Origin of the sequence: Geomonas anaerohicana, from assembly GCF_016458305.1 — a bacterium.
GTDB classification, from domain to species: domain Bacteria; phylum Desulfobacterota; class Desulfuromonadia; order Geobacterales; family Geobacteraceae; genus Geomonas; species Geomonas anaerohicana.
On record NZ_JAEMHL010000006.1, the window covers coordinates 143,650 to 166,073 of the forward strand.

Below are 22,424 nucleotides of genomic sequence, written 5' to 3' on the forward strand. Positions count from 1 at the left end.
TTACGGCTCACGGCAGGGTGCCTCGGCGGCGTCGGGGAGGGTGGCCAGCGGTTGCAGGCCCAGGGCCGCAGCGGACTCCGCTTGCCCGGGCGGGATCTCGAAAATGGCGATACGCCCGTCGGGTGCGCCGCAGACCGTGGCATACATTCTGCCGTCCGTGCCGCAGGTGGCCCGGCGGACGGTGATCCCCGCCTTGCGGAGCTCCTGCTCAAGTTCGGCGAGGCTCTTGCCGCCCCCGGTGCATTGCTGCGAGCCGAGCGGGCGGTAGTACTTGCTGCCGGAGGCGGGCGGGTCGTTGAGTCGGTGCAGGCAGCCCGCGAGCATGGTGCAGGCGAGGAGCAGGGCCACGGCACGGCCTGCTTCCGTGCGCCGATGTGTGTGCATGTGATCCATGTGCATGAGATCCTCTATGGGATGCCCTTAAGAATTTGCTCTTAATACAACGGGGACTACTGCAAAGTCAATGACAATGCGGATTAGTGACAATCTTCCGCCAGTGAAAGTCCCCCTTGTGAAAGGGGGACTTAGGGGGATTTCCTGGTTCCCAAGCTCCAGCTTGGGAACCCCATATGGCGCAAAGCTCCAGCTTTGCATCTGAGGGGAGTTGGAGCTTCGGAGAGGCTTTGCGTTCCCAAGGTGGACCTTGGGAACGAGATCAAAGATGGGAGATGCGCTGGCACTGTAGGGGCGCCAGGGTTCGGCGTGAGCGGAGGGGGACAGGCACCTAGCGGAGCCGGTCCCCGGGGAGCGCGGTCGGTCTGGCTATGACTGGTCTTCGGTCTGACTTGCGGGGGCGGTGCAACTCGCTATGACGCGGTCGCGGCCCAGTTCTTTTGCTTCGTACAGCGCCTCGTCTGCCGTGGCGAGCAACTGCTGGATGGTGTCGCCGTCGGCTGGAAACACCGCGATCCCTGCAGAGATGGTGACGTGACCCAGGTGCTGTCTTCCCATGGCCAGTTGCAGCCCTTTTACGGCGCTCCTGATACGGTCGCAGATCTCCAGTGCTGTGTCACAGTCCGCCTCGGGAAGTATCAGGGTGAACTCTTCGCCTCCGAAACGGCAGGCTATGTCACTGTCGCGCACGTTTTTCTGCAGCAGCTGGCCGACTTCTTTCAGGACATGGTCGCCTGCTTCGTGCCCGAAGGTATCGTTGAAGCTCTTGAAATGGTCCACGTCGAGCATGACCACGCTGAGCGGCTGGCTGGTCCTGGTCGCGCGGCTGATCTCCCGCAGCAGCGACTCTTCCATGTGGCGCCGGTTCAGCAGGGCGGTCAGTGGGTCGCGGATGGAAAGCTCGCGCAACTGCTCGCGCAGTTGCAGGCTGCGCACGGCGAGGGCGACCTGTTCTGCGAAAGCCGCCGCCTTCAGCCGGATCCTCTCCAGGTGGTCGGTGTCTTCAGTGCGGGGGAAGCCAAGGTGGAGCGTTCCAAGGGTTTCGTGGTGCGCGGCCAGCGGGATGCACAGGTGCGCCCACGCGTCTCCCATCTCGACATGTTGACATTCGACGTCGGATGCAGCGGCACTGAGGTGCGTCTGCCCGAGCCTCATGGCCCAGCACTGGTCGGGAGTGAACGGTCTCCGGTCGGCCGCCCCCCAGGCAGCGGCGTCGGTCATCAGCGTCCTGGACGGGTTGAGCAGGTAGATCCCCCCCGAGGCATTGGGGAAGAACTTCTCGCCGTAACAGGTGAGAATGCCGCGCGCCTCCTCGAAGTTGGAGCAGGATTGCAGCAGTTGGGTCATGCTGCTCAGGTCGGAGATGTCCCTGTTGGCAGCCTGCAGGTCTCCGGCAACGATAATGTGACTGCGTGACTCGTGGCGCGCAATGTAGTAGCTGAGGCTCAGCAGGATGATGGCAATCACGATACCCGACAGAACTACGACGGTGAGGATCAGGAGGGTGGTGCGTTCGCGGGCGCGACGCTCACTCAGCAGTGTCTTCTCGTGGCTCTTGATTTCGTCGATTCCGGCGCGGATGGCGGTCATGAGGGAGGTACCCTCTTCAGTCAATTGAGCCTGCTCCGGGCCGCGGAAACCCATCCTGTCGTAGTGGGAAATGGAGAGTTTGAAGATGGTGATCTTCCGCTGGATCATTTCCTGGAGTTTGACTAGCCGCCTTTGCTGGCTCTGGTTGTCGCCGGTCAGTTCCTTTACTTCGTTCAGGTTCTCCTGTGCACTCTGGGCAAAAATTTCGCAACGGGATTTTTGCTGTACGTTGCCGGTGAGGATGTAGCCGCGCCTGCTGCTTTCCGCCTGCAGCATCGAGTTGTTCAGGTTGTCGACCGCCATGATGACGTCATAGGTGTGTTGCGTCAGCACGTTGGTCTGGACAAGTTCCGTCCTGATGAAGTAGGAAAGAACGAGCATCACAGTCAGTAGCAGCAAGGCTGCCGAGAAAGTGAGGTCGATGGTTCTAAGGCGTTTGTGAGAGTGGTTGAGATAACTCACGTTGCATACCTGTTAACAGTCAGGAGGGTGACCCGTTGATTATAGGCCATGGCGGGAGAATGGGAAGAAGTCAAAGTGAAATGGATGTATGCACCAGCCGAGGCTGTTATCGCCCGAGCTACGAGCCGATCCGCAACAGCGCCAGGAGTTCCTCGACCGTTACCTTGCCTGAAAGATCGCTCTCGTCGAGCAGACTGTCGGCGAGGCCGCGCTTTTGCTGGTGCAAGCCGACGATCTTCTCTTCGATGGTCCCCTTGGCGACCAGACGGTAGATGGTGACCGGGCGCTGCTGCCCGATGCGGTGGGCCCGGTCGGAAGCCTGGTCCTCGACCGCGGGGTTCCACCAGGGATCCATGTGGATGACGTAGTCGGCAGCGGTCAGGTTGAGCCCCACGCCGCCTGCCTTGAGGCTGATCAGGAACAGATCGCCCGAGCCGGACTGGAAGGCATCGACCCGCTCCTTGCGCTCCGGGGCAGGAGTGCTGCCGTCCAGGTACTGGTAGGGGATGCCGGCGCGGTCGAGGTAGTTCCGGATGATCTCCAGGTGCCCCACGAACTGGCTGAAGACCAGCGCCTTGTGGCGGTTTTCCCTGAGTTCGTCGACGATCTCGGCGAAGGCGGCCAGCTTCGCGCTCGGTATGACGCTGTCGGGGAGCACCAGGCGCGGGTTGCAGCAGGCGCGGCGCAGCCTCATGATCTCGGCCAGGATTTTTATGTGCAGTTCCGCCTTCCCCTCGACCTTGTCGATGCCGGCGAGGTTGTCCAGTGCGCTCTTCCTGATCGCCTCGTAGAGTGCCGCTTCTTCCATGCCCATTTCTACCGGTATGGTGATCTCGGTCCGGGGGGGGAGTTCCTCGAGCACCTGGTTCTTGGTACGGCGCAGGATGAAGGGCTGGATCAGCCTCTTGAGCCGCTGGCGCGCCTTCTTGTCCTCGCTCTTCTCGATGGGGGACGCGTACCTCACGTTGAACTGTTTCAGCGAGCCGAGCAGCCCCGGGTTGATGAAGCGGAACACGTTCCAGAGCTCGCCCAGGTGGTTCTCGATGGGGGTGCCGGTGGCGACCATCTTGAATTTCCCCTGCAGCTTCATGGCGGCCTGGCTTCTCTTGGTCGCCATGTTCTTGATGGCCTGCGCCTCGTCCAGGACGATCGCCTGCCAGGGCACCGCCTCTAAAAGCTCGGCGTCCTGCTGCAGCAGCCCATAGCTGCAGATGACCAGGTCGAGCGGCTTGAGACCCTGCAGCAGTTCCGACCGTTTTGGTCCGCCATATACGATGCGATTCAAGGTCGGCGCGAAGCGAGCGGCTTCGCTGTCCCAATTCAGGCAGACCGAGGTCGGGGCGACCACCAGGGATGGACCTTCCGGCGCCATGCTGAGGACCTGGGCCAGTGCCTGGACCGTTTTGCCGAGTCCCATGTCGTCGGCGAGGCAGGCGCCCACACCCCAGTAGGCAAGCCGGTTCAGCCAGTTGAAACCTTCCACCTGGTAGCCGCGCAGTTCCGCCTGCAACGTGGCCGGCAACTGCGGTCGAAACGACTCCGCCTCGCGCAGCCTCTGCACCTGGTCCCGCCAATAGCGGTCGGCCCGGAATTCTCCGGCCGCGGCGGCGAAATCCTCGAACAGGGAAGAGGCAAGGGGATGGAACCGGAAGGCGGCGCCGCTGGGATCGGCACAGGCAGCCAGGTCGTCCAGGTAGCGCCGCAACTGCGAGGAGAGGGCAAGGAATTCGCCGTCGCCCAGTTCCACGAAACGGCCGTGAGCGCTGCGGGCCAAATCCACCAGTTGCCGCAGATCGAGCGCCAGCCCCTCGTTGATCTTTACCTCTCCTTCCAACTCGAAATAGTCCTTGGCCTGCCTCACGGAAAGCTTGCACTGCCCGGGGGTAACAATCTGTTTTATCTTGAAACGTGCGCCCTGCGGCCAGGAGACGCGGACGGTGTCTCCCAGCGATTGCAGCTGCATTAAAAGCTCCAGCGCGCTCTCGGTTCCGGGAACCAGCCACTCCCCCTCGTTCTCGTCGCTCTCCGCCAGCGCGGTGAGCTGGGACAGTCCGCTTGCTGCCTGCTCCTCCTCGAGCTTCAGGTCGCGCCTGCACTGCACCCGTTTCCCCTGGACCTCGGCCAGAACGGTCTCGCCGCCGGTGCCCGGTCGGAAGTAGGGGCCGGCATCGGAGAAGGGGCGCACCAGGACCTGCAGCCGCAGGCCGGCCTGGTAGGGGAGCAGGTGGAAGTGCGGCGTGGCATCGCCCGGGACCTGCTGCGCCGAGTCGATGCCGATGTCCGACTGCACCGTTAGTACCGATGCCAGCGAATTGATCGCCGCCAGCACCTGGTTCTTGGCCGGGGTAGGGACCTTGAGGCCGGCGCCGATGATGGCGGCGATCTTCTTGTACTCGGCCTTGGCCTGGTACACCTTGATCCTGGTCGGGGTCTCTTTCTGGAGATAGAGCTTCTGATCCTGCTGGAAAGGGGGGAAGAACTGCAGCTGCAGGAACTCTCCCTCGGTGGTCAGCTGCAGTTCGGGTTCGCCGTGCACCAGCTCAAGCCGAACAGAAGCGGCGGCGTCGAGGTAGACCTGCGGGTGGCCGATCATGAGCGGCACCGCCAGGTCCTGGTCCAGCACGTAGCTCTCGCGGTTGTAGTAGCCGGAACCGCGCTCCTTCTTGATACAGGCGCAGATGAGCCGGTCTTGGGCGCTGAGATAATCGAGGCTCTCGGCGTCTTCCGCCAGCCGCTTGAACGACACGTTGCGCCCGGCGCTCCATTTGCCGGTGGGTGCCTGCTTCTGTTCCCTGGGCGTGATCTGGAAGAAGCCGCGCAACTCCTCGAAGTGCCAGATCAGGCGCGACTGCGGCCCCTCCGCATCGACCGCCTCGTCGCCGTTCAGGCGCAACAGGGCTGAGATGGCGCTTTGCCAGGATTCGACCGGGGCGAGGACGCGGCACAAGGGGATGGGCGCCTTGCCAGGGGCGGGTTCCGCAGCATCCGCCGCAGCCGTTGCCTCGATCTCGCGGGCAAGCCAGCTGTGCCCGGAATCTTTTAGCCGCTGCACCAGGGTTGCCTGCTTACGTGCCTCGGCAGGGCGCTGATCGCTGGCGCACCAGTACAGCGCCATCAGTCGGAACAGGGCGTGCAGCGGACTTTGGGCGGGGCGCTGCAGGGACGCCTCCAGGAATTCCTTGCTGCTGCGCCCTCCCTGCCGTTCCGCGATCACCCCCTGGAGGACGTGGTATACCTCCTGGTCCGGCCACTCCCTTTTGGCGACGATGAAACTGCACAGTTCTGCAGCTTCGTCGAGCTGTTTCGGGTCCTGCGTGGCGAGGAGGGCCAGGATAAAGAAGGGGCCGGTGCCGTTGTCGAAATAGGCCTTTCTCTTGCCGGTCTCCTTGCGCAGGGCGACCAGGGCGGCACGGAACAACTCGACGCAGCGGTCGTATTGGCCGCGCTGCAGCGCGCAGCATGCGAGCACGGATATCTGGTTGGAGCTGCAGCGCTCGGCCGCGGCGGCTTCGGCGTCGTCAGCTCGGTCCCGGGATAACAGTTCCAGGCAGTACATGTCGAGCAGGAACGGGGGTGAATCGGAACGGGCGGTGAGTTCGGCGAGCACGCGAAACGGTGCATCGGCCGCGGTGAGTGTTTCCCGTGCGAAGGTGAGATGCGCCGCCAGCGCCGCCCCCTGCAAAATCACGGGGAGAGTGCGGAACCACGTCTCGTCGAAGGGGCGGAAGCAGACCGCATCCAGGGGATGACAGCGCTGGGCCTCGTAGGGAAACTGGCGCAGGTAGCGTTCCGCGGCTTCCAGAGCGGCACGGACGTCCTTGCGGTAGACGCCGATGCGCACATCGCGCAGGGCGTGGGCCGACAGCCGGTAGAAGTTGCTCCCCCAGTTGGAGACCATGGGGATTTCGGCGAGGATGGTGCGCACCATGGTTTCGAAACGGCCGCTCTCGACCGCCTGCAGCGTGGCCGCGTGCGCCACCTCGGGGGAGCAGGAGATCCCTTCGCCGGTATGGCGGACCAGGTCCCGGTTCTTCAGTTCCTCCAGCATTTCGGCGAGGACCAGGCCGGTGTAGCTCCGTCCCGGAGGTGCGGGAAGCCCTGTTTTCTTGACGATGTTGAGGAGAACGTGCTTGGAAAGAGGTGCGTGGATGACGGAGAGAAGCTGGATGAGCGCCGACTGCTCCGGCGTGCAGCGGGCCAGGAGGTCATGCGGTTGGGACTGTGGTTGTTTGGGCTGAGTCACCTGGAACCTCGGATGCTCTGGAAAGGCACGGATGTTGGTAACATTCCCTCTCCCTGTGGAAGAGGGTGCCCGAAGGGCGGGTGAGGGCGGTGCCACAAGGCACCATCTCGCCTATTGCAGCGCCCTCACCCCCGCCCCTCTCCCAGGGGGTGAGGGGGGAGAGCAAGGGGGTAAGGGGGGCGTAGTGGTTGATTAATCCCGGTAGCGCCTGACCAGTTCGCCGTAGGCGTCGATGCGGCGGTCGCGCAAGAACGGCCAGATGCGGCGCACGTCCTCGCTGCGGCGCATGTCGAGATCGACCACGAGGAGCTCCTCTTCCTCGCCGGCGCGGACCAGGAATTCTCCCTGCGGCCCGGCCGCGAAGCTGGAGCCCCAGAACTTGATGCCGGCACCGGCGCCGCTCGGGTCCGCCTCGAAGCCGACCCGGTTGATGCTGCACACCGGGATGCCGTTGGCGACGGCGTGGGCGCGCTGCACGGTAACCCAGGCATCGAGCTGGCGCTGCTGCTCGGCGACCTCGTCGCGCGGGTCCCAGCCGATGGCGGTGGGGTAGATGAGGAGGTCGGCGCCGGCAAGCGCCATCAGGCGCGCCGCTTCCGGATACCACTGGTCCCAGCAGACCAGCACGCCCAGCTTGCCGACCGAGGTCTGGATCGGTTCGAAGCCGAGGTCGCCGGGGGTGAAGTAGAACTTCTCGTAGAAGGCCGGGTCGTCGGGGATGTGCATCTTGCGGTACTTGCCGGCGATCGAGCCGTCCTTCTCCAGCACCACCGCCGTGTTGTGGTACAACCCCGGCGCGCGGCGCTCGAAGAGCGAGGTCACGATGACGACGCCCAGTTCACGGGCCAGCGCCCCGAAATGATCGGTGGAGGGACCGGGGATGGTCTCGGCGAGGTCGAAGCAGGCGGTGTCCTCGGTCTGGCAGAAGTAGCTGCCGGTATGCAGTTCCTGGAGCAGCACCAGTTGTGCCCCCTGGGCGGCGGCCTCACGGATTTTGGCAGTGGTGGCGGCCACCATCTCGTCACGCCCCGGTTTCAGGGCCTGCTGCACAAGGGCTACTTTCAGTTTGTTCATGGTCTTCTCCGTCATTTGGTATCTGCTCCTCCCCCCGGAGGGGGGAGGCCGGGAGGGGGGGAAGCCGTCGGGGGAAATAAGCCCCCTCCCTAGCCCTCCCCCTCCGGGGGAGGGGATGTTCTCTGCCTCAGTATCCCCCATCGAGAGGGGGCTTGTTACCTCAGCGTCCCCTTGGGCAGCTGCATGGTCACGCAATGCAGCGACCCGTGCTGCAGGATGAGCGGGAGGCAATCGATGCCGATGATCTCGTACCCGGGAAACGCCTCGCCGACGGCAACCAGTGCGGCGGCGTCGTTCTTGTCCTGGTAGGTCGGCACCAGCACGGCGCCGTTGATCACCAGGAAATTGGCGTAGGTCGCCGGCAGTCTCTGCCCCTCGTCGTCGAATACCGCGCTCGGCCAGGGGAGGGGGATGGCGCGGTACGGTCGGCCGCTGCGGGTGCGGAAGGCGAGAACCTCGTCCTCCATGGCCTTGAGCGCCGGGTAGTGCTCGTCATCCGGATCGTCGCAGGCTACGTAGGCTATGGTGTCGTCCGGGCAGATGCGGGCCAGGGTGTCGACGTGGGAGTCGGTGTCGTCGCCGGCCAGATACCCGTTGGACAACCACAGGAAGCGGTCGCTGCCGAACAGGCCGTGCAGCTCCTCCTCCAGCTCCTCGCGGGTCAGGTGCGGGTTGCGGTTGTCGTTCATCAGGCATTCTTCGGTGGTGAGAATGGTCCCTTTGCCGTCGCTCTCGATGCTGCCGCCTTCGAGGATCAATCCGACCGTTTCCAGCGGAGCATTCCACACGCCCAGCCCCTGCAGACACTTGTTGATGCGGTTGTCCAGGTCGGACGGGAACTTGAGGCCCCAGCCGTTGAAGCCGAAGTTCAAGAGCCTCGGGGCGCCGTCCTCCAACACGGTGATCGGGCCGAAGTCCCGGGCCCAGGTGTCGTTGGTGTCGACGGGGAGGAGGCGGACCTGCTCCAGGTCGGCTCCGGCCGCTTCGAGTTCTTCGCGGACCCGATCGGTATCGTCGGCGGCGACGACGACCTGTTCAAACTGGCTGATGGCGCTCGCGATCGCGGCAAAGACGGGGCGGACCTGGTCCAGGTAGGGGAGCCAGTCGCTGTTTTCGTGCGGCCATGCCATGAGCACGCCGTCCTGGAGTTCCCACTCTGCCGGTAATCTTCTGTTCTGAGTCACTTTATCTCCTGCTCAAGCCGCACTGCGGCCGGTATTGGCGAACGAAAAAAGTAGCATAGGCCGGGCAGCCAATCAAGTTAAATGCTTTGAAAGAAAAGGGGGATTGCTTCCTCGGCCGGTTCCTGTATGATGCACGCCAGCACAGCAACCACCCCGCCACAGGAGCAGAAGCATGTCCTACCCCGAGACCGTCAACCTACCGTTCAACGGTGAGATCATCAGGACCAGGTTCACCCAGTTGAAGCCCGACGCCTCCAGCACCGACGGCCCGGGATACTGGGTCTTACTGCAGGGGGACACGCTCCTGCTGCGGGAGGGGGACCTGCACCGCGGCGAGTTGCCCGCGCCGCTTGCCGACAACGGGCAGGCGCTTCGTTTCGGCGAGTGGGACGGTGACCCGGTGCGGCTATTCAGCCTGGCCAAGGGGGACGATATTCCGCAGGGGCTGCAGGCTGTCCCCTGGACCGAGCTTCCGGACCAGCTGGCGACCCTGTATGGCGTTGCCAGGCAGATCCTGCACTGGGAGAGGTTGAGCCGGCACTGCTCGCGCTGTGGCAGTTCGGACATGATCCGCATCGCCCCCACCTGGGGCAAGCGCTGTGGCGGCTGCGGTCACGAGCATTACCCGCACATCCACCCTTGCGTCATCGTGCTGATCCGGCGCGGTGATGAGTTCCTGCTGGCCCGCAAGCCGGAGTGGGCGGCGGGGCGCTACAGCCTGGTGGCCGGCTTCGTGGACTTCGGGGAATCGCTGGAAGAGTGCGTCGTGCGCGAGGTATTCGAGGAGACGGGGCTGAAGGTCACCGACATCCGTTACGTGGGGAGCCAGAACTGGCCCTTCCCGAGCCAGCTCATGGCCGGCTTCGTGGCGAGCTACGAGTCGGGTGAGATCGCGGTCGAGGCGGAAGAACTCGAGGATGCCCAGTGGTTCACCAGGGAGCGCATGCCGCCGGCGCTTCCCCCCAAGCGCAGCATCGCACGCTATATCATCGACAACTTCGCTTTAAATAATTCGCCCCGGTGAAGAAAATAACTAAAGTCTCGGGATGTTTGGCCGATATGCTTAATTAACACCCCGGAACACACTCCTGGGTCTCCTTTTTAGGGGGGCGGATCGAGACCGTCCCCCATTTTTTATTGCCCTACCGAGAAAAGTCACCCTTCACGCCCGTTCCACCTCCTTCTTCTTACTCCTTAGGCCTTTGGGCCGCCCCGCTTTCGCTTATCCTTCCTCATTCCACTGTTCGCTCCCGGGTTTTAATCTGTTACCGTGCATGGTGCTGTTGTGTTTGGCATCTGTTTCTGCTAACTTGAACGGTCCGTTATTGGCTTACCCTCCGGGAGAAGACGAATTGATCGACATCACGGCCATCCCCCTGCTGCGGCACCTGTTCCAGATGCCTGCCGCGGGCATATACGCACTCGCGGACAAGGTGCACCTCTTCAACGGCTTCGAGCTGTGCAAGAGAAAGCCGGTCCGCGGGCTGAGCTGGCACAAGGACGGCAGCGTCCTCGAGGTCGAGCTCCGCGATGCCGAGGTGTCCTGCCGGGTCACCCTTTCCCTGGTGCAGGGTGAATTTTCCAGCGCCTGCGACTGCGGCACCTGGAGCCCCCACGGTCGCTGCCCCCACCTGGTCGCGGCGCTGGCTACCGTGAAAAAGGCGCTGGCGCCCGCGTCTTTTCCCATGCTGCAACTCCCCAACGATTACCTGCAGGGGATCCGCGCCGTCCTCTCCGCCGCGCCGGCACAGGGTGCCGCCGGCGATGAAGGCGCGCCGGTGACCGAGGGGGGCTATGCGCTGGTGCTGGACCGGGACATGGGCGGCTTGCGCATGCGCCTGATGCTGGACCAGGTCCCCGTTGCCCTCTACGACGCTGCGCTGCCCGCCTCCATCCGCGAGTTCCTACGCCTGTTGCATTCCTCGGCGCTGCGCGGACGTGCCGTGGAGGAATTCCTGACCCGTTTCCGCGGTCGGTTCCCCATTCTTTACCTGGGTGCCGGCGGACCCCAGCAGCTCTATTTCGACCCCTCGCTGCAGCGCACGGTCTTGCTGCACCTCGACCTGCACCGGGAGGAGGTCGCCGCGAGGCTGTCTCTGGAGGATGGCGCCGCCGTCGAGGGAGAGGAATCCTTCATTCACCAGGGGTACTACTTCGACCTTAGACGCGGCTTGATCCAGAAGGTGGACGATACCGCTTCGTCCCTCCATGCCGAACTGGCCCAGCGCCTGGCGCAGGCTGAGCGGGCCGATCTGGTCCGGTTAGAGGAGGCCCCGTCCGAAGCGGCCGGGCCGGAGCAGGCTGCGCCGGAGGCCGCCCCTGCCGAGCTGGCGCCTTCGGCGGAATACGGCATCCTCCGCTTTCCCGCCGCCCGATTCAACGCCGTTCATTTCATTTTCGGAGGCAGCCAGGATGAACTGGCCCGCCGGGTGGTTTTTTCCCGGTCCGGCGAGATCGTCCCGCCTTTGCCGCTCGAACCGCGCTACCGGCTGAACATCCTCGAGCTGGCGGAAACCTCGGCCATGGCCGCCGAAGGCGTTGCCGATGGCATCACCTTCTCCCTCTCCCCCCCGGCTTTCCGCTTCTTCAACGCCGCCGGGCGTGCCGTCTTCCCCCAGCCGCTCAAGGCCAAGAAACGCGTGGCCGCCATCATCAAGGCCTGCTTCGCAGCGCTGGGTGCCGCGAGCCCGGGTGAACGGGACCGGGTGGTGCGCCAGGCACTGGAAGGGGCTGAGTTCTACAAGCGCGGGGTCAGAGCCGATGCCAGGGGCGTCATCACCGAGTTCTGCCAACTGGCGCAGCAGCCGACCACGTTGCTGCAGCTCTCCGAAGAGGGCGCATGGCTCGCCGTGACCGTTGCCGTCGAGCGCCAGGGGCGGCTTCTCGAGCTACTGGCCGAGCATTTCGGCTTCGACATCTTCTGGCAGTCCGATGGAGTGGGGCGTTTCGCCCTGGAGCGCAAAACACTGATGCGCCAACTTTCGGAGCTGAAGAGCGCGCTGGCCGGGGAAGGGTTCGCGCTGGCCCTGGCCGGCGAGGACCTGCAGACCGCCTCCTGGACCTTCACCCTGGATGCCACCCGCTCCAGCATCGACTGGTTCGAACTGCGCCCCGAGATTCGCGCCGACGGCGAACTGGTCGACGAAGCGGAACTTCTGGACGCGTTGCAGGGGGGAGGCGTCTTCCGCAGGGGTGACTCCATATTCGTGCTCGACCCGATGACCTCAAGTACCCTGGCCCTGTTCGCACCGCACGCCAAGCGCGAGGTGGTGCGGGTGCCGCGCCTGCAGATCCTCGACTGGATCACGCTGCGCAGAAACGGGGTCCGGGTGCTCCTCTCTCCGGAGGACGAGCGCATCTTTGAAAGCCTGACCCGCTTCGAGAGCATCCCCCGGCGCTCCCCTCCCGCCGAACTGAAGGCCACCCTGCGCAACTACCAACTCGAAGGGTACAGCTGGCTCGCCTTTTTGTACGAGCACCGCTTCGGCGCCTGCCTCGCCGACGACATGGGCCTGGGCAAGACCATCCAGGCCATCGCGCTCCTGGCCGGGCTGAAAGAGGGGGGCATCGAATCCCAACTGCCGGCCGACGTGCCGCACCTGGTGGTGGTCCCCCCGACGCTGATCTTTAACTGGGAGAGCGAACTGGCCCGTTTCTATCCCGGCCTCAAGGTGGGCGTCTACCGCGGCCAGGGGCGCCGCGCCGACTTCTCCGGGGTCGACCTGGTCCTCACCAGCTACGGGGTCATCCAGCGCGACATCGAGATCCTGAGCGAGATCCCCTTCCACGTCATCGTCTTCGACGAGGCACAGGCGGTGAAGAACATCCACGCGGAAACCACGGGCGCGGTGCGCAAACTGAAGGGGAGGTTCAAGGTCACCCTGACCGGCACCCCGGTGGAGAATCACCTGGGCGAATACTTTTCCGTGATGGACCTGGCTCTCCCGGGCCTCCTGGGTCCCTACGAGCAGTTCCGCCGGCAGATGGGGCGCGAGGGAACGGAATTCCTCGAGACCCTGATCCGGCGCACTCACCCCTTCATCCTCAGGCGCTCCAAGGACATGATCGCGGCCGAGCTCCCGCCCAAGGTGGAGACCGACATCTACCTGGAGATGAGCCCGCGCCAGAAAGCCCTCTACGCCCGCACCGTGACCGAGGTCCGGGAGACGGTGGCGCGCGCCTACAGCTCCAACTCCGCCGGCCAGGCCCGCATCATCGCCCTCACCGCCATCCTCAAGCTGCGCCAGATCTGTCTCTGCTCGCGGCTGATCCTCCCCGATGCCGCCGATCGTTCGCCGAAGGTGGATTTCCTGGTCGAGCAGTTGCACGAACTCTTCGCGGAAGGGCACAGCGTGCTGGTGTTCTCTCAGTTCACCTCCTTTCTGGACATCGTTCAGCAGGGACTCAGCCAGCGCGGCATCGTCTCTTCGAGGCTGGACGGCACCACCCCGGTGTCCCGCAGGAAGGAACTGGTGCAGAATTTCCAGGATTCCAGCGAGCCCGGCGTGTTCCTGCTGAGCCTGAAGGCCGGGGGGAGGGGGCTCAACCTTACCCGCGCCTCCTATGTCTTCCATCTCGACCCCTGGTGGAACCCGGCGGTGGAGAGCCAGGCGTCGGACCGCGCCCACCGGATCGGTCAGAAGCGCCAGGTGACCATCACCAGGCTGCTGATGCGGCACTCGATCGAGGAGAAGATGATGGAGCTGAAGAAGCGCAAGCTCAAGCTGTACCGGGCGCTTCTCGAGGACGCGGAAAACGAGGGTGCCGTGGCTATCGGGCGGGAGGATTTCGAGTTCCTGCTGGGGCAGGGCTAGGGGCTGGGGCTTGAAGGGGACTGGCTCCGCAGGTGCCTGTCCCCCTTACACTGAGCGGCTATGCGGCCGGGAGTCTAGGCCTGGGGCTGGGTAAAGTACCTGCAGAAGTAGAGGGTGTTCCTGCCGTTTTTTGAGCTGTAGCTCACCTCGTCCATCAGGGTCTCGATGATGAAGAGCCCCATGCCGTTCTCCGGGATCGATCCGATGACCTCCGGATCGAACTCAAGGCTGCGCGGGGCGAACTCCTCCATTGCGTTCCCTTCGTCGGTGACCTCGAAAGAGATGCGGTCGTGGTGCAGGGTGATGGCGGTGTCGACGCGGTAACCTTCCTGGCGCTTGTAGGCATGGGTGATGGCGTTGTTGAGAGCTTCCACGACGCATACTTCCATCTCGCCGTAGGCTTCCGCCTTGAGAGGGGAACAGGTGCAGACGCCGCGCACCGCGTGCCCCACCAGGGCCACGTCGCACAGCCTGCTTTCGATGCTGAGATAGAGGGTCTTGCTCGGTTTATTGATCACGCTGTCCCGCTTTCGGCCGTTGCCCCGGTGGCTTGGGTCGCTTCGATGTCATCCTTTCCCGGTCAGACGGCGCTTTTTGCTCCCGTCGGGTCGGGTTTTTCTTCTATTCCTGCTTGTGCGCCTCCGGTTCGGTCCAGGCGACCCAGGACTGCGCTACGGAAAGCTGTTTCAGAAATTCTGCGGCGAAGAGGAATTCACCTTCCGGCGCCGGCACATTGATGCTTTCGTCGCCGCGCTGTATGGAAAAGGCGTACCCCTGCTTGCCGTTACGCTGGTAGCTCTCCACGTTCAGCTTGGTCACGGTCTCCCCTTCCGCCGACTCGAAGCGATGGGTGAAGGTCGCCTTGCCTCCCGATGCCTGCAGTGCCGTGATCTTCCTGGCGACCTCGAACGCCTCGCACGGTTCCGCCACGAAGCGGATGTGGGGCTGGCCGGTGGCGAGCCGGAAGAACCGGAAGGCGACGCGCCCCTCCTCGGGCTTGCCGTTTTGCCTCTTCTCGCTGGGAGCTATTTCGACGCCGGCCTGCTTGGCGAAGATGGTGAGTTTCGGTGTTCTCATTGGTCCCCCCGGGCAGCGCCTATAACTTTAGCGTCCTTCCCAAGGATGTCAATGACCTACAGGAGTACCGGCACCGAATGGCTGAGGCGCACCTCGCTCTCGGTGACGCTGGCCTGGTAGGCGAGCAGCTCCACTCCCGCCTGGGCCGCCTCCCGCAACAGGGCACCGTAGGCCGGATCGATGGCGTCGGCCGGGGAGAGGGCGTCGCCGTCGCCGCGCTGCACCACGAACAGGTTCACGGCGCGATGCCCCTGGCGCACCATCTCCATGAGTTCGCGCAGGTGCTTCTGTCCCCGGGTGCTGACCGCGTCGGGAAAGAGGGCGCAGCGCTCCCGCACCAGGGTCACGTTCTTGGTCTCCACGTAGCACAGGCCGCGCTCGCCGGAGAGAAGGAGGTCGATCCTGCTCCCGGTGCCGTAGGGGACCTCCAGCTTGATGCTGGCGTAGCCGGCCAGTTCGGTGATGGTGCCGTTGAGGATCGCCTCCCGGGCCAGGAGGTTGGGGAGCATGGTGTTGATGCCGACCCATACGCCGTCGGCGTGCACCAGTTCCCAGCTGTGCGGATATTTTCGGCCCGGATTGCCGCTCACCGAGAGCAGGACGCGGTTGCCGGGGAGTGCGCACCCCATCATGCTCCCGGTGTTGGGGGTGTGTGCGGTGACCACGGTGCCGTCGTCGAGTTCCACGTCGGCGAGAAAGCGTTGATAGCGGCGGATCAGGGTCCCCTGGTAGAGCGGTTGCGGCAGTTTCATGCTGTATCCTTTCCGGTCTGTGTTGCTGCGTCGTGGGGGTTGGCTCCGCCAGGTGCCGGTCCCCTTAAAGTTGGCCGTTGTCGCCCGGGGGCAGACTTTACCCGCAAGGGGCGGCTGCTGTCCAGTTAGAATTGGTTGCGGCTCACCGGCGCCAGGTTGAGAAAACTATTGATCTGGTTAGCCATTCTGCTAAACTCAGGTGCTGGATCGCCCGTGGCCTGAGGCCGCGGCAGGGAGGACTACCGATGGCGAAAGGGGCACAGCAAAACCGCGAGCATCTTGCGGCCGTGCAACTGTTGGGCAAGACGGTCAGCAAGAGGGCGGGCTTTCGCTGCGAATGGTGCGAAGGGGACCAGGAACTCCGGCTCTGGGAATACCAGCCGGATCAGGAGCCTACCGAAGAGAACCTGGCGCTTCTGTGCCAGTCCTGCCGCGAACTGGTCGGCGTGAAGAATCCGGACCCCCGGCGCCTGCGCTCCCTCAGGAACGCGCTTTGGAGCCAGGTTCCGGCCATTGCCGAAGGGGCGGCCGTCGTGCTGGCCCGCTGCAAGGAACCCTGGGTTCGCGAGGCGATCGAAGAGAGCTTCATCGACCAGGGGCTCAAGGACCGCCTGCTGTAGGCGCTGCAGGTGACTGACCCGAAGGGGCGCTACTTGCCGGGATAATGTGTTTGACGCAGGGCACGACGGTGTGGTAGTAAAATCCTTTTGTTAATGTGATTTTTTGCTGTGGAAAGGGCGACATGACGCAAGGCATTAAGAAGGGAATTCTGCTGGCCGGCGGAGCCGGGAGCAGGCTCTACCCACTGACCATGGTGGCGAGCAAGCAGTTGCAGCCGGTGTACGACAAGCCGATGATCTATTACCCGCTGGCTACCCTGATGATGGCCGGCATCTCGGACATCCTGATCATCTCCACTCCGCAGGACACTCCCCGCTTCGAGTCCCTTTTGGGCGACGGCTCGCGTTGGGGTATCCGCCTGAGCTACGCGGTGCAGCCGGAGCCCAAGGGAATCGCCCAGGCCTTTATCATCGGCGAAGAGTTCATCAATGGTGACCCGGTCTGCCTCATCCTCGGCGACAACATCTTCTACGGCAAGATGGAACTGGACCGGCTGGTCGCGGAGTTCCGTACCGGCGCCAAGATCTTTGGCTATTACGTGCAGGACCCCGAGCGTTACGGCGTGGTCGAGTTCGACAAGGATGGCCGCGTGCTCGATATCGTGGAGAAACCGACGGCGCCCAAGTCCAACTACGCCGTGCCCGGTCTCTACCTGTACGACTCGCGCGTGGTCGCAATCGCCAAGGCGCTCAAGCCGTCGCCGCGCGGGGAACTGGAGATCACCGACATCAACAGGGAATACCTGGTGCGCGGCGAACTGATGGTGGAGCGCCTGGGGCGCGGCATCGCCTGGCTCGACACCGGCACGCACCAAAGCCTGCTCGAGGCCTCCCACTTCATCGGGACGCTGGAGGCCCGCCAGGGGCTGAAGATCGCCTGCCTCGAAGAGATCGCGCTGCGCATGGGCTATCTCGATTGCAAGGCGATGGCCAAGGTCATAGATGAAACACCGAAGTCTTCGTACCGCGACTACCTGCAGCGGGTTTACAACGAGACCGAACTTTGCGGCGGAGGTAGCCATTAAATGAGCGCGGTACAGCAATTCTCCAAGGGGCGCATCCACGACGTAACCTGCAAGCCGCTCAAGAAATTCCTGGACGAGAGGGGATGGCTCAGCGAGCTGTTCCGCTCCGACGAGGTTGAGCCCGAGATCATGCCGGTCATGTCCTACATCTCGATGACCCAGCCGGGCGTGGCCCGCGGGCCGCACGAGCATGTCGAGCAGACCGACTACTTCTGCTTCCTGGGCCCCTCCAATTTCAAGGTCTACCTCTGGGACACCCGGGCCGGCTCCCCGACCTTCGGCGTGAAGCAGGTCCTGTACGCCGGGGTGGACGCCCCGTCCGTCGTGGTGGTTCCCCCGGGCGTCGTGCATGCCTACCGCAACATCGGCACCGAGAACGGCATCGTCTTCAACGCCCCCAACCGCCTCTTTGCGGGGCAGGGCAAGAAAGAACCGGTGGATGAGATACGCCACGAGGAGCTGGTGGACTCGCCTTACCAGCTGGATTGACAAGGGGGCTGGCTCCGTAAGGTGCCTGTCCCCCTGCCCGCAACATCATTGTTTTGTGATTAGCATCGTCATTTTTTCGATAGGGGGCACAGTGCCCCCTAACCATTTTTGAGGCCGATGAAAAACCTTCTGATCCGCTACCGGCGTTTCCTGATGACCGCCCTGCTGTTGCTGACGGCCTTCCTGACCTACGCCCTGAACCTGAGGAATAAGGATCACGCCAATCCCGTGGAGCGTACCGTGATGGGCATCACCGCTCCGGTGGCAGGTTCCGCCGCCAGCGCCACGGGATTTTTCAGCGACATCTGGAACAACTACATCGACCTGATCGATGTGCGTCGTGAGAACATCGAACTCAGAAAGAGCGTGAAGCGGCTGAACGCGCGCATCATCGCGGACAACGAGGCGGTCGCCGCCAACATGCGACTCAAAGAGCTCCTCGACCTGAAGGAGGGCATCGCGTTGCCCTCCCTGGCTGTTTCCGTGATCGGCGAGGACAGCTCGGCCTGGTTCAAGACCCTGGTGGTGGATCGCGGCAGCGCCGATGGCCTTCAGGAAGGGATGCCGGTGGTGGCCATAGGCGGGGTGGTGGGGCGCCTGGTGAAGGTAGCGCCGCACTCGTCCCGGGTGCTCTTGCTCACCGACCACGCCAGCGCCGTCGCCGCCATCGTCCAGCGCTCCCGCGCCCGGGGCGTGGTACGTGGCGCCGGCGGCGGACGCTGCTCGCTGGAATTCACCGTGAAGGACGAGGACGTCAAGGTCGGCGATACCGTGATCAGCTCCGGCATCGGCGGCGTTTTCCCGAAGGGGCTCCCCATCGGGGAGGTCACCATGGTGAAAAAGGGCGAGTACGGTGTGTTCCAGACCATCGAGGTCCGCCCGCTGGTCAACATCGGCAAGCTGGAAGAGGCGCTGGTACTGGTCAAACAGCGCGATGAATAGATTTCTTCAACACGGGTCAGCCCAGTGATCGCCTATCTCAAAATAGCCGCCATCGTCATAGCCGCCCTGCTGCTGCAGATGACGCTCCTCCCCAGGTATCTGCTGGATCCCTTCCAGCCCAACCTGATCATCATCCTGGTGGTGTACCTGGGGCTCAAGCTGCCGCACCGTTTCGCCGGGGTGGCGGTCTTTGCCCTGGGGCTTTTGCAGGACAGCTTCAGCGGCATTTACCTGGGGCTGCACGTCTTCTCCTATCTCTGCATCTACACCCTTTTGTCGGAACTCGCCGACCGTCTCTACACCGACAACCGCGCCCTGTTCGTGCTGGTTGTCTTTATCGCCACTATCATGAGTGCACTCTTGAACCTTTTGCTGCTCCTGGTCTTCTCGGTCGGTAACGGCCTGTACGCCTCGCTTTTGCCTGCGCTTTTGCCGCAGGCGCTGATCAACGCACTGGTCGCCTCGCTGCTTTCGGGGGTGAGGCTCCCGGTCGAGGAGGCGCGATGAAGGCCCTCAACAACATCCTTCCCGACGACGACGGGGGCGGCCGCCGCATCATCGGCCTCTCATTGGGCGCCTGCGCCGTCTTCTTCCTGCTTTTGGCCAGGCTCTGGTATCTGCAGGTGATCAGCGCCGAGGACCTGATCGACCAGTCCGAGAACAACCGGCTCCGCTTCGTCCCGGTGGCCGCCCCCCGCGGCGCCATCCTGGACCGTAACGGTAAGGTGCTGGTTTCCAACACCCCCTCGTTCTCGGTGGCGGTCATCCCGCAGGACGTGAAAAACAAGGAACAGCTGATCGACAACCTGTCGCATTACCTCAACCTGGACCGGACCGAGATCGAGACCAAGTGGAACAAGGGGCAGGGGAGGGCCAAGTACTATCCCCTGGTGGTTGCCTCCGGTATCACCCGCGACCAGATGGAATTCCTCGAGGAAAACCGGCTCGCCCTCTCCGGGGTCAACATCGAGATGAAGCCGATTCGCGCCTACAGCAACGGTTCGCTCGCCTCGCACCTCCTGGGATACCTGGGCGAGGTCTCCGAGGACGAGTTGAACACCGAGCGTTACCGCGACTACAACGCCGGCGACTACGTCGGCAAGAGCGGCATCGAGCGGTCCTGGGAAAACTACCTGCACGGCACCGACGGCGGGCGCCAGATCGAGGTCGATGCGCGCGGCCGCTTCCTGCGTACCGTGGCCGAGACCGGCTCCAGCGTCGGCAACACGGTCATGCTGACCATCGACCTGGAGATGCAGAAGGCGGCTGAACAGGCCCTGGGGGACCAGGCGGGCGCCGCCGTGGCCATGGATGTCAACACCGGCGAAATCCTCGCCTTCGTCTCCAGCCCCGACTTCGACCCGGCCCATTTCACCGGCCGTATGCCGCCTGAAGTCTGGAAGAAGTACCTGGAGGACGAGCGCCACCCCCTGGAGAACAAGGCGCTCAAGGGGATGTACCCTCCCGGCTCCACCTTCAAGATCATCACGGCCATAGCCGGCCTGGAGGAAGGGCTCATCGACGAGCACACCACCATCCAGTGCACCGGTTCCTACAAGTTCGGCAACGCCACCTTCCGCTGCTGGGACCACAAGGGGCACGGCTCGGTCGACCTGAAGAAGTCGCTTCGGGAATCCTGCGACGTCTACTACTACAAGCTCGCCGAACGCCTGGGCGTGGACCGGATCGCCAAGTACGCCAAGCGCTTTGGCCTCGGCGCGCCGCTCGGCATCGGCCTTGAGAGCGAGAAGGGCGGGGTGATCCCGACCCAGGAGTGGAAGCTCAAGCGCTTCGGCAAGAAGTGGTATTCCGGCGAGACCCTCCCGGTCGGCATCGGCCAGGGGTACGTGCTGACCACGCCGGTACAGCTTGCTTCCATGATCGCAACCGTAGCCAACGAAGGGACCATCTACCGCCCGCATCTCGTCAAGCGCGTGGTCGATTCCGACGGCAAGGTGCTGCAGGACTTCGCGCCGCAGGTGCTGAGCAAGGCCGGCCTGAAGCCGGCGACGTACCGTTTCGTCAAGGAAGGGCTGCTGGCCGTCGTCAACGAGGCCCACGGCACCGGCGGCAGCGCGCGGCTGTGGGAGGTCAAGGTGGCCGGCAAGACCGGTTCGTCCCAGGTGGTCAAGCTGCGCGACAGCAAAGGGGGCGTGCCGTACCGCTTCCGGGATCATGCGCTGTTCGTCTCCTTTGCGCCCTTTGACAAGCCGGAGATCGCGGTTGCGGTCATCGTCGAGCACGGCGAACACGGCGGTTCCGCAGCGGCGCCGGTGGCCGGCAAGATCCTGCGCTCCTACTTCGAAGGGAAAGGGGTCATCAAGAAACCCGTTCCCAAGGCCGTCCCCAAGGAAGAGGAAGGGGGCGAAGGGGTTGCCGAGCCCGACACCACGACACCGGCGCAGCAATAGCCTGACCGAGTAGCGGACGCGTTCCGCTACCAAGCTTTGAGGATATCAGGTGTCCTTACGTTCCCCCCTTTGCAAAAGGGGGACAGGGGGGATTTGCTTCTCCCACCCGAAATCAAATCCCCCTGAATCCCCCTTTGCAAAAGGTGGACTTACACCAAAGTGGGACTTTCACCTGCGGAAGACAACGCCGCGGATAGCACAACGAGGAAGAGATGTTCGACAGACGGCTATTCACCAACTTCGACTGGACCCTGCTTGGGGTGGTGCTGCTCATCACCGCCTTCGGGGTGATCAACATATACAGCGCCTCGTCCTCGTACCGCGACATCGGCACGCCCTATTACCTGAAGCAGCTCTACTGGATCGTGGCCGGTCTTGGGCTGTGCCTTACCGTCTGCAGCCTCGACTACCACATGCTGGAGGACTTTGCCTACTGGCTCTACGGCGGCGTGCTGGTGCTGCTTGTCCTGGTGCTGGTGGCCGGCAAGACCACCATGGGCGCCACCCGCTGGATCAGCCTGGGCTTTTTCAACATGCAGCCCTCCGAGCCGATGAAGATCGTCATCATCATGACCTTCGCCCGGTTCTTCAGCCGCTACCCTGTCTTCAAGGGGCTCACCCTCAAGGAACTGGTGCAGCCGCTGCTGCTCTTGGGCATCCCGGCCGTGCTGATCATGAAGCAGCCCGACCTGGGCACCGCCATCCTCGTCTCCCTTATAGCCGGCACCATGCTCCTCTTCGTGGGGGTGCGCTGGTCGGCGCTGGGAACCATCTTCGCCGCCGCGGTCCCTACCGTGGTCATCGCCTGGCAGTTCCTGCTCCACGATTACCAGAAAAAGCGCATCTACAACTTCCTGAACCCGGACCTCGACCCGCTCGGGAGCGGCTACCACATCATCCAGAGTAAGATCGCCGTCGGCTCCGGCGCCACCTTCGGCAAGGGGTTCATGCAGGGGACCCAGTCCCAGCTGCGCTTTTTGCCCGAGCAGCACACCGACTTCGCCTTCTCGGTCTTCGCAGAGGAATGGGGCTTCTTGGGTTGCCTGCTCATACTCACCCTGTACCTGTTCCTGATCCTGTGGGGGCTGGGCATTGCCAAGAAGTGCAACGACCGCTTCGGCTCCCTGCTCGCCGTCGGCGTCACCGCCATGCTGTTCTGGCACATCGCCATCAACATGGGTATGGTGATCGGCCTGATGCCGGTGGTCGGGGTGCCGCTTCCCTTCTTCTCCTACGGCGGGACCTCGATGGTCACCTCGATGGTCGGCGTCGGCATCCTGCTCAACATCAGCATGCGGCGCTTCATGTTCTAAACACCGCCGGGCCTTCCCCGGCCCGATAGGAGCGC

17 protein-coding genes are annotated in these 22,424 nt (G+C 63.7%); 9 read left to right on the forward strand and 8 right to left on the reverse strand.

From position 1 onward, the window contains the following. The 5 genes from JFN91_RS12910 to JFN91_RS12930 form a co-directional block, all read right to left on the reverse strand. Entirely contained in the window at nucleotides 1-384 is a 384-nt protein-coding gene (locus JFN91_RS12910) for a hypothetical protein (protein WP_199389606.1), read from the reverse strand. 378 nt (nucleotides 385-762) lie between these two features. Then, nucleotides 763-2,445, reverse strand: a complete 1,683-nt coding sequence (locus JFN91_RS12915) for a diguanylate cyclase (RefSeq protein ID WP_199389607.1) — start codon at nucleotides 2,443-2,445, stop codon at nucleotides 763-765. Nucleotides 2,446-2,563: 118 nt separating this feature from the next. Further along, nucleotides 2,564-6,688 carry an SNF2-related protein gene (locus tag JFN91_RS12920; RefSeq protein ID WP_199389608.1) on the reverse strand — a complete coding sequence of 1,375 codons (4,125 nt, stop codon included), beginning with the start codon at nucleotides 6,686-6,688 and terminating at the stop codon, nucleotides 2,564-2,566. 192 nt (nucleotides 6,689-6,880) lie between these two features. Next, entirely contained in the window at nucleotides 6,881-7,762 is an 882-nt protein-coding gene (locus tag JFN91_RS12925; protein ID WP_328746964.1) for a carbon-nitrogen hydrolase, read from the reverse strand. Between the two features lie 155 nt (nucleotides 7,763-7,917). Next, nucleotides 7,918-8,946: an agmatine deiminase family protein gene (locus tag JFN91_RS12930; RefSeq protein ID WP_199389609.1), complete on the reverse strand. Its 1,029-nt coding sequence runs from the start codon at nucleotides 8,944-8,946 to the stop codon at nucleotides 7,918-7,920. A gap of 172 nt (nucleotides 8,947-9,118) precedes the next feature. Between JFN91_RS12930 and nudC the strand changes: the two genes are divergently transcribed. After that, a complete protein-coding gene (gene nudC / locus JFN91_RS12935; RefSeq protein WP_199389610.1) occupies nucleotides 9,119-9,970 on the forward strand; it encodes an NAD(+) diphosphatase in 852 nt (283 codons plus the stop codon). Between the two features lie 328 nt (nucleotides 9,971-10,298). Then, a complete protein-coding gene (locus JFN91_RS12940; RefSeq protein WP_236015124.1) occupies nucleotides 10,299-13,760 on the forward strand; it encodes a DEAD/DEAH box helicase in 3,462 nt (1,153 codons plus the stop codon). A gap of 74 nt (nucleotides 13,761-13,834) precedes the next feature. On the opposite strand, the gene JFN91_RS12945 is transcribed toward JFN91_RS12940, so the two are convergent. From JFN91_RS12945 to sfsA, 3 genes are all read right to left on the reverse strand, one after another. After that, on the reverse strand, nucleotides 13,835-14,278 hold the full coding sequence (locus JFN91_RS12945) for an ATP-binding protein (protein WP_199389611.1): 444 nt from the start codon (nucleotides 14,276-14,278) through the stop codon (nucleotides 13,835-13,837). A gap of 103 nt (nucleotides 14,279-14,381) precedes the next feature. Continuing rightward, on the reverse strand, nucleotides 14,382-14,837 hold the full coding sequence (locus tag JFN91_RS12950; RefSeq protein WP_199389612.1) for a hypothetical protein: 456 nt from the start codon (nucleotides 14,835-14,837) through the stop codon (nucleotides 14,382-14,384). Between the two features lie 56 nt (nucleotides 14,838-14,893). Next, nucleotides 14,894-15,589: a DNA/RNA nuclease SfsA gene (gene sfsA / locus JFN91_RS12955; protein ID WP_199389613.1), complete on the reverse strand. Its 696-nt coding sequence runs from the start codon at nucleotides 15,587-15,589 to the stop codon at nucleotides 14,894-14,896. A 245-nt stretch (nucleotides 15,590-15,834) separates the two neighbouring features. On the opposite strand from sfsA, the gene JFN91_RS12960 reads away from it, so the two are divergent. From JFN91_RS12960 to rodA, 7 genes are all read left to right on the forward strand, one after another. Continuing rightward, entirely contained in the window at nucleotides 15,835-16,209 is a 375-nt protein-coding gene (locus JFN91_RS12960) for a hypothetical protein (protein ID WP_199389614.1), read from the forward strand. 122 nt (nucleotides 16,210-16,331) lie between these two features. After that, on the forward strand, nucleotides 16,332-17,234 hold the full coding sequence (gene rfbA / locus JFN91_RS12965) for a glucose-1-phosphate thymidylyltransferase RfbA (RefSeq protein WP_199389615.1): 903 nt from the start codon (nucleotides 16,332-16,334) through the stop codon (nucleotides 17,232-17,234). Then, nucleotides 17,235-17,723, forward strand: coding sequence for a dTDP-4-dehydrorhamnose 3,5-epimerase family protein (locus tag JFN91_RS12970; protein WP_199389616.1), 489 nt, complete (start codon nucleotides 17,235-17,237; stop codon nucleotides 17,721-17,723). It abuts the gene before it with no gap. A gap of 117 nt (nucleotides 17,724-17,840) precedes the next feature. Further along, nucleotides 17,841-18,665, forward strand: coding sequence for a rod shape-determining protein MreC (mreC, locus tag JFN91_RS12975; RefSeq protein ID WP_199389617.1), 825 nt, complete (start codon nucleotides 17,841-17,843; stop codon nucleotides 18,663-18,665). Between the two features lie 24 nt (nucleotides 18,666-18,689). After that, nucleotides 18,690-19,172 carry a rod shape-determining protein MreD gene (mreD, locus tag JFN91_RS12980; RefSeq protein ID WP_199389618.1) on the forward strand — a complete coding sequence of 161 codons (483 nt, stop codon included), beginning with the start codon at nucleotides 18,690-18,692 and terminating at the stop codon, nucleotides 19,170-19,172. Then, a complete protein-coding gene (mrdA, locus tag JFN91_RS12985; protein ID WP_199389619.1) occupies nucleotides 19,169-21,076 on the forward strand; it encodes a penicillin-binding protein 2 in 1,908 nt (635 codons plus the stop codon). Before mreD ends, mrdA begins: the two co-directional genes overlap by 4 nt. A gap of 212 nt (nucleotides 21,077-21,288) precedes the next feature. Then, nucleotides 21,289-22,389: a rod shape-determining protein RodA gene (rodA, locus tag JFN91_RS12990; RefSeq protein WP_199389620.1), complete on the forward strand. Its 1,101-nt coding sequence runs from the start codon at nucleotides 21,289-21,291 to the stop codon at nucleotides 22,387-22,389. The last annotated feature ends 35 nt before the right edge of the window (nucleotides 22,390-22,424 follow it).